General features: G+C 45.7%; 8 protein-coding genes. All 8 read right to left on the bottom strand.

Going from position 1 to position 7,432, the window contains the following annotated elements; all coding sequences use genetic code 11:
* Nucleotides 1-135 precede the first annotated feature (135 nt).
* Nucleotides 136-513, bottom strand: coding sequence for a rhodanese-like domain-containing protein (locus NC994_RS15755; RefSeq protein ID WP_190439339.1), 378 nt, complete (start codon nt 511-513; stop codon nt 136-138).
* A gap of 969 nt (nt 514-1,482) precedes the next feature.
* Nucleotides 1,483-1,839: a DUF760 domain-containing protein gene (locus tag NC994_RS15750; protein WP_190410577.1), complete on the bottom strand. Its 357-nt coding sequence runs from the start codon at nt 1,837-1,839 to the stop codon at nt 1,483-1,485.
* Nucleotides 1,840-1,980: 141 nt separating this feature from the next.
* Nucleotides 1,981-2,469 carry an SMC-Scp complex subunit ScpB gene (gene scpB / locus NC994_RS15745; RefSeq protein ID WP_190430900.1) on the bottom strand — a complete coding sequence of 163 codons (489 nt, stop codon included), beginning with the start codon at nt 2,467-2,469 and terminating at the stop codon, nt 1,981-1,983.
* Between the two features lie 89 nt (nt 2,470-2,558).
* Entirely contained in the window at nt 2,559-3,407 is an 849-nt protein-coding gene (locus NC994_RS15740) for an ABC transporter ATP-binding protein (RefSeq protein WP_190410578.1), read from the bottom strand.
* 8 nt (nt 3,408-3,415) lie between these two features.
* The gene (locus NC994_RS15735; protein ID WP_190410579.1) at nt 3,416-3,700 is read right to left on the bottom strand and encodes a TIGR02450 family Trp-rich protein; all 285 of its coding nucleotides are present in this window, start codon (nt 3,698-3,700) and stop codon (nt 3,416-3,418) included.
* Nucleotides 3,701-3,929: 229 nt separating this feature from the next.
* Nucleotides 3,930-4,124 carry a hypothetical protein gene (locus NC994_RS15730; RefSeq protein ID WP_190430895.1) on the bottom strand — a complete coding sequence of 65 codons (195 nt, stop codon included), beginning with the start codon at nt 4,122-4,124 and terminating at the stop codon, nt 3,930-3,932.
* A gap of 29 nt (nt 4,125-4,153) precedes the next feature.
* Nucleotides 4,154-5,122, bottom strand: a complete 969-nt coding sequence (locus NC994_RS15725; protein ID WP_190439336.1) for a transposase — start codon at nt 5,120-5,122, stop codon at nt 4,154-4,156.
* Nucleotides 5,119-7,119, bottom strand: a complete 2,001-nt coding sequence (locus tag NC994_RS15720; protein WP_190439333.1) for a S9 family peptidase — start codon at nt 7,117-7,119, stop codon at nt 5,119-5,121. The genes NC994_RS15725 and NC994_RS15720 overlap by 4 nt, the downstream gene beginning before the upstream one ends.
* Nucleotides 7,120-7,432: the final 313 nt, after the last annotated feature.

Genomic DNA, 7,432 nt, shown 5'->3' with positions numbered 1-7,432 from the left:
GTGAAATACCAGTGGCTTTCTGATTCCTTGATTGAGGAACTGAAACATCCTTCTATTCCCATGCAACTTGTGTAACTTGTACGCTATATCTAGCGCCTTTGCGTAAGTCCTGAGCTATTACGGGTTCAAAATTCATTAACAGCTAGCAGTCAGAATCGTCTCAACTGGAAATCCTACTGCTTTCCACGCCGCTACGCCCCCTCTGATTTCAGACACTTGTTGATAGCCAGCCGCACGCAGTTTTGTAGCACCAACTGCGGTTTCTTCATCGGTTTCACCGTAAATGTAAATATCACGGGTGAGTTCCAATTTGGTGAGGGCGCGATCGACTAATTCGTTCATCGGCATGGGGATGGCTCCCATGATGTGGCTAATATTAAATTGGCTGCGATCGCTTACATCAATAATCGTCAAAGCCGGTTCACCCCAGTCTAGCCGCGCTTTCAGGTCATAAACACGAGATTGGGCTTGCAGCGTTGGCGGTGACGGAATAATCCAAAAGAACTTATTCATCGCTGGGTATCATCTTCTATGGCGTTCCCTGAAATTTAACAATAATTTTTAACATTTGCAAATTTTTATAGATAAAGTATTTACACTTGGGGGAATTTATGCCTATTTGTATAGGTGAAATTACTTAGAAAGTATAATCATTAGCTTTGACGATAAATGCTAGAAAAAATCTAAGATTTTCTTTTCCTGTATTGGCTGATTACTAAGTATTTTTTAAAATTTATTTTCTGGGAACTTTCAATCGTATTAAACGCAAAATAACCTTTAACAAAGGCATTTTGATAAAACTATAGGAAATTTTTTTCAATGAACTGAAAATTTTAACTGCAAATCAGGCAAAAATGCTTGATAGAAAATGGCTGTAATAAGATTTAAAATATAAGGTGTTTCAGGACTGGCATTAAGTAAAAATGTTCCCTGTCAAATCCGTCTCATCATAAAGTAATCCAACCGGGCTTGGGGAGCCGGGTTAGGTTTCGGGAATTGCAGGAAGAGAATGTAATGAATTAGCTAGATTAAATTCAAATATTTAATCTAGCTAATTCATTACATTTTGAAATCATAATTCATTCTGCTTATTGCTTCTGAAGAAACGATTGCCGTGTTAGGATCGCTATCGATTAGATGAGCTTTAGTAGTGGTGCAAGAAAATGGAATTCAATGAACTGTTAACCTTAGCGCTGATGCTTAGTCCGGGTCTTTTACTGTCAATTTTGATATTGGCTGCTTTTGCGGCTGGCGGCTAAGACTATTTTTAGGTTCAGATGGGAAATTCCCTGAAATAGGAAGCCAATTGGCTAGTTGCCAACTATGCGATCGCAAGTTGGTAATGGAACGAGCAACTTTAACCGAAGCGATCGCCTAAAATGCCAAAAATAGGCGATAACTTCTCATCGAAACAATATCCTCTCTTGAGCTAGAGACAGAATTGCGATCGCAGATGACATATCGCTGAGAATTTGACTAAATTTAATCAGCGAATTTTTCGCTGTTAGAAGGTTTGTGAGACAGGGAAGAACCAGTCAACGATTCATCCAGCTGCATCCGTTGTTCAAGCTGGCGTAAGAAATAGCCAGTCATCATGGCTGATGCCAATAGACCTGCTAAATTTTCTCTGTCAGTCGTAATTTGAACATTAAAATTCTCTGAGGGAAGCATTCCCACCAGTCCCTGAACGTTCTGCGAGACGATTTGCTTAATGTCCGGCGTGACAGATTTGGCAACTCGCGCTAAAACTTCTGGAGATTGGTGCTGAATATATTGGAGGAGCTGATTGACTTGTGCATCTTCAGGCTCGCGGTCGAACAATTCAGGGTTAAACACCATTGGAATAAAAAGATTTGAGTAGCTTTCCTTCTACTGTAAACGATTGTGTTGTTTGGCTACTCCATACTATTGGTTATCAAATGTAAGCCGATAGAGAGATTTTTTGAAAAATATGCTCTGTGAAACACCAAATGGCTGGTTTTACGGTACATCCTGCTGAGTCAGTTGGGGGAGTTGTTCGACTTCAAAATATTGATGAAATTTTTCCGTAACCTGTAACCAGTAGGAACGACCATCGGCTTGTCGGCGCTTGCGGATAAAACCCAGTTCGACAAGTTCCTGGACGTGCTGATAAGCTCCCGAACCGCGCAAATCGACCAACTCAGATTGGGTAATGGGGCTTTTGAGGGCGATCGCTGCCAGCGTCCTTAAGGCTCCCACGCCTAAGTCTAGCGGCACTAACGCCTCTACCAAACCTTGAAAGGGCGAGCGCAATTGTAAGGTAAAGCCTTCAGGCGTTTCCACCACTTCTAGGGCGCTATCCCGGTGGGCATAGTCAGTCATGAGTTCAATCAGGGCATCTTCGGCGTTATCGCGATCGCATTCAGCATATTCGGCAATTTCGCTAACCGAGATCGGCTTACCCTTGAGATAAAGAATGGCTTCAATTTTCGAGGCGAGGCGAGGCATCATTAGTCATTCGTCATTAGTCAGTCATTCGTCATTCGTCATTCGTCATGGGGAAGAGACTCTGAATAAAAGACGAATGACTAAATGGGTTAGTCTAGCTGGCGTCCTGTGAGTTCAACGAAAATATCTTCTAGATTGGACGGGCGAACCATCATACCAGTTTTATCCGGTGCAGCGTCAAGATAAGCGTTGGCTTGTTCCAGATTGGGGAAGAATTTGTATTCCCAGCGATCTCCTTGTTGTTTCATCACCAACCCTTCGCCGTGTTTAGAGCGCAGCTGTTGCAAGGTGCCAAGCTCAATCAATTGACCGGCATCCATGATACCAATGCGATCGCACAAATATTCCACCTCATCCATGTAATGCGTCGTCAGCAGCATCGTCATCCCTTGCTTATTCAAATCTCGGATAATTTCCCAGAGACGGCGGCGCGTTTGCGGGTCTAATCCCACCGTTGGCTCATCCAAAAAAAGAATAGAAGGTTGATGCAATAAGGCTCTGGCAATCTGCAATCGGCGCTTCATGCCACCTGAAAGGGTTTTTACCAGGCTATCTCGCCTGTCTACCAGTTCCACGTATTCCAGCCATCGATCGATGTCCTGCTGTCGCTGGTGCTGGGGAATATGGTGCATCCGCCCATGCAGTTCCATATTTTCCCAAACCGTCAAATCGGCATCCACGCTGATTTGTTGCAATACCACCCCAATATTTTGTTTTACCTGCAAAGGTTGTCGTACCACATCATATCCAGCGACCTCAATTTGACCTTCACTGGGTTTTGTCAATGTGGTTAGCATCCGAATTGTCGTAGATTTCCCTGCACCGTTAGGGCCAAGGAGTCCAAACATCTCTCCAGATTTAATCGTAAAGGAGAGGTCGTTGACGACAGGGATTTTGTTGTAGAGTTTGCGGACGTTCTCAAGGGAAACAGCAGTCATAGGAATTATTAAAAATTAGAAATGATTGGACTTTCAATATTTAATTCGCTATTTTCCTTTTCCTCCATTTCTTGCAAAGATTGCCAGCCTGCTTGCCACTGGGAGGGATTTTTTAGCAGCTTGGCGTTAATCCAGAAACGCACATTTGGGTCACAGGAAGCAACCATTTCTGCAAAAACAAACTTACCTTGGTTTTTGCGATTCACTACCTGAAAATGTCGCCATCCCCACGTTTTTTGCTGGGCTGTCCATTTGGAACCAACTAAGTAGGGAAATTTTTGTTTTTTCTGCATTTTCTACTTAATAAAATATTTTTCAACAAAAAATACTAAATCATGTTGCTAGATTTTTGGCACTTCTGAATTAGATTTATTGCACGGCATCATCAGGACAATTTGCTCTTGATTTTACGCACGCAACAGACGAGACGAATGAAGAAGTGAAGGATGCGATAGCGAAGCGCCGACCTGTCGGTTCGCTCTTCCCATCCCTCACAAGCGCGATCGCATCCTACTACTGGCTTTACTCAAGAGGGTGTTTTGAATCACTCTCAGCCAAGTAAACATTTTCAAGAGATTCTCTAGCCGTGTCGAGATTCTCTTGTTCTTGTGTGGTTTCCGCTGGTGATTCGACTTCGCCTGCTTCAATTTGCTGCTGAAATTCTAACAGCGTCTCATACATTTCTTCGTTAATGTTGAATATGGGTTCTTCAGTCATGAATTAATCTCCGTTTAAAAATTGTGACTTTAAGCTGTTTCCGATTCTTCCTGAGAGGTAAGCTGGGCGATCGCTTGTTGGAATTCTTCCACCGAGCTGATGGTAATTGCCCGTCTATGAAGCTGTTTTAGCAAAGCTGGATCTTCTATGCTAGTGACGCTCTCGACAATTGAGCTAGGTACCGTTTCAAACCGCGTCTCCAGAACTTCAATGATATTCTCTCTAGAATTCTGTAAGATTCCCTTGCGGATGCCTCTCCGCTCAATTGGCGTGATAAAGGGCATTCTTCTTTCCTCCTCGTAACGACTTAGTGTTTCTTCAAACCCAAACTGTAATTCCTCTGGTAACACCATCATCCATTCAATTAACCGGAACAACTCTAGGATGTTTTCTCGGCTGTAACCTCGTTCATATAGCCCTCGAACTAGGCTCAATTTCCACTCTAACCGCCCTTCGGGATTGCGGCGCGTCGTTTGCGCTTTCAGATGAGCCATGATGATGACGGCAAAAGGATTGGTGCTTTGCTCTAAACTTTGCCACTGGGCTTCATAGTCCAACAGCTTGACAGTGGGAAATAGCAAACTAACTCTTGCGCCCCAAATTTCATAGCCGTAACTCTGCGGACGCCATGACGCTTGCTCGTCTGCCAACACGGCTAAGCTGGCAACTTGCCGTCGATATCGGTCAAAAAGCCGGTAATTATAGACATACATCCGCTCAGCAAAATTAGCATCAACTTTGCTTTGAACTTCGATGTGAATCAGTACCCAGGTTTCTTCGCCGTTTTGTCGCCAGACTTTTACCAGTTTATCGACCCGACGCCGCCCCAGTTCTGCATCGCGGACGACTTGTTGCAGTTCGGTGTCGAGAAATTCGTAGCCCTGCGACCAGTTAATGTCAGCATAAGCTTGCGGGAAGAAGAAAGCCATGAAGTCGGTAAAATAAATCTCCAAGGCTTCCTTCCAAGGGCTATCGTAATCAGCCTGAGGGTTGGTCATGCTTCAGGGTCAAGATTAGCGATCGCAACTGGCTCCACTGGATCGGCAAGCTCAAACCGGAAGACGCGAGAATAAAAGTAAAATTCCCCATCAATGGCGCGTTTAATATTCTCCGAACGGCGAAAACCGTGTTGTTCGCCCTCAAAAGGAACATAAGCAACGGGCAACCCTTTGGCACGTAGGGCCTCTACCATTATTTCTGCTTGGTTGGGTGGGACAACTTTATCTTCTAGCCCTTGAAAGAAAATGACCGGACAAGAGAGATTCTCCGTAAAGTAAATAGGCGATCGCTCTTGATAAATATCTTGCCGCTGTGGGTAAGGGCCAATCAGCCGATCCAGATAGCGCGATTCAAATTTGTGGGTATCTCTGACCAGCGCCTCTAAGTCGCTGACGCCGTAGTAACTCGCACCGGCCTTGAAGACATCGCGGAAAGTCAGGGCGCACAGCGTCGTGTAGCCACCCGCACTACCACCGGCGATCGCCATCCGGTTTCCATCCACCAAGCCTTGTTGGGCCAGATACCGCGCCCCATTCACGCAATCATCCACATCCACAATCCCCCACTGCCCATCCAGCCGCTGATGGTAGGCGCGTCCATAGCCGGTGCTGCCGCCATAATTGACATCTAGATAAGCAAATCCGCGACTTGTCCAGTATTGAATCCGCAAGTTCAGCTGGCTAGAGGTGGCTGCTGTCGGTCCTCCGTGGCTTTTGACGACCAAGGGCGGCAACTCACCATCGGGTGCCCTATAGTCGCGGTTTTGGGGCGGGTAGAAGAAGGCGTGAGCGGTTAATCCGTTCTCGGTAGGAAATTCAATCGGTTGCGGGGCGGACAAGTACCCGGCGTCAATTTCTAACTTACTGGAGCGCTGTAACACTTCTATCTGCTGCGTAGCCATATCCATTTGGATAATCGAGCTAAATTTGGTCGGCGAACCAGCAATAAATCCCACACGACCCGCAGATGCTTTGAGGGACGAAATTTCAGTGTAGTCCGTCTCAATTTTCTCCAGCTTTCCTGTCTCCGTGTCGAGACTCGCCAGATGCCAAATGCCTTGCTGAGTGTAGGTGCAGATAATCCGTTCTTCAGATTCAAAAGCATAGGTGGACATCCCAAAAATCCACTGTGGAAGCCCAAATTCAGCCTCCATTTCGCATAGCAGTTCAATTCCCCCGTCCTTTCCTGTCAAGGGGGGTTCAACGTCTTTCCCCCCCCTTTTTAGGGATGGCTGGGATTGCCATCTGTAGAGATTCCACCAGCCACTGCGATCGCTAACAAAGTGTAAGATGCCATCCGGCGACCATTCTGGTTGAAAAATAGACTCATCAACGCCACCCGCAACCCGTTGGATTTCACCCAAGGAACCATCCGCTTTGATTTGTGCAACCCATAATTCGGTTCCATCCCACGGCAGATTCGGATGATTCCAAGTTAACCAAGCCAGCTGAGAACCGTCAGGACTGAGGCGTGGAGATGAGTAAAAGTCGTTTCCAGGCACTAACACCCGAATATCATCACCATCTTCCAAGTTGATGCTAACCAAGGTATTGATTGGTTCGCGATCGCCTGTGGTGTGGTCTTCGCGCACAACATACAACCGCCGCTGTTTCCGGTCAATTATTCCATCCGCATAGCAGAAGCTTCCTTCTGGTGTCAGCGGTTGCGATTCTGCACCTGGAGTCTGCCGATAAAGGCGCTGATCCGCGAAATTGGAAAAATAAACGGTGCCATCAGCGACGCAGAAGGCACCACCGCCGTATTCATTGACGCGAGTGCGGACGTTAAAGGGAGGTGGCGTGACATCAATGGTTTTCCCATCTGGGGTACGTCGCACAATGACACTCCGACCCGCTTCTGCGGGTCGCCCCTCAATCCAGTAAACATCCTCGCCATCAAAGGCAATCTGCCCCACTCCAATCGTTTCAGAAACAATTAAGTCAGAGGTGATGGGCGATTTCCAGGAACCATAAGGTGCTACTTGTGCTTGGGTCATGTTTTTACTTCTACAACCAAATATTGATGAATGTATATACTTTAGGACTAAATTACTTTCTTCTGAGTATTAGATTACTGGAGTTTAGTCAGATAGTTTTCGTTCCTTAACCCAGCAGAAGGGTTGGGTTTCAGTATCTTTGAATCCAAGCTAAGGATTCAGTAATTTTGGGGCAGACAGAAACTTTTTGAAAATGCGAAATGTTGCATATTTATCGCAATTATATTTAAGTTTTGAGATGCCAGGGTTTCAGATCCCCGACTTCTTAGAGAAGTCGGGGATCTCGCCTTCACGAATTATTTAGGTCTGCTAT

The sequence above is a fragment of the Trichocoleus sp. AS-A1 genome, from assembly GCF_039962015.1.
Lineage (GTDB): Bacteria > Cyanobacteriota > Cyanobacteriia > Cyanobacteriales > FACHB-T130 > FACHB-T130.
The sequence above is the reverse complement of the archived record's forward strand: the minus strand, read 5'-3'. Positions and strand labels throughout refer to the sequence as shown.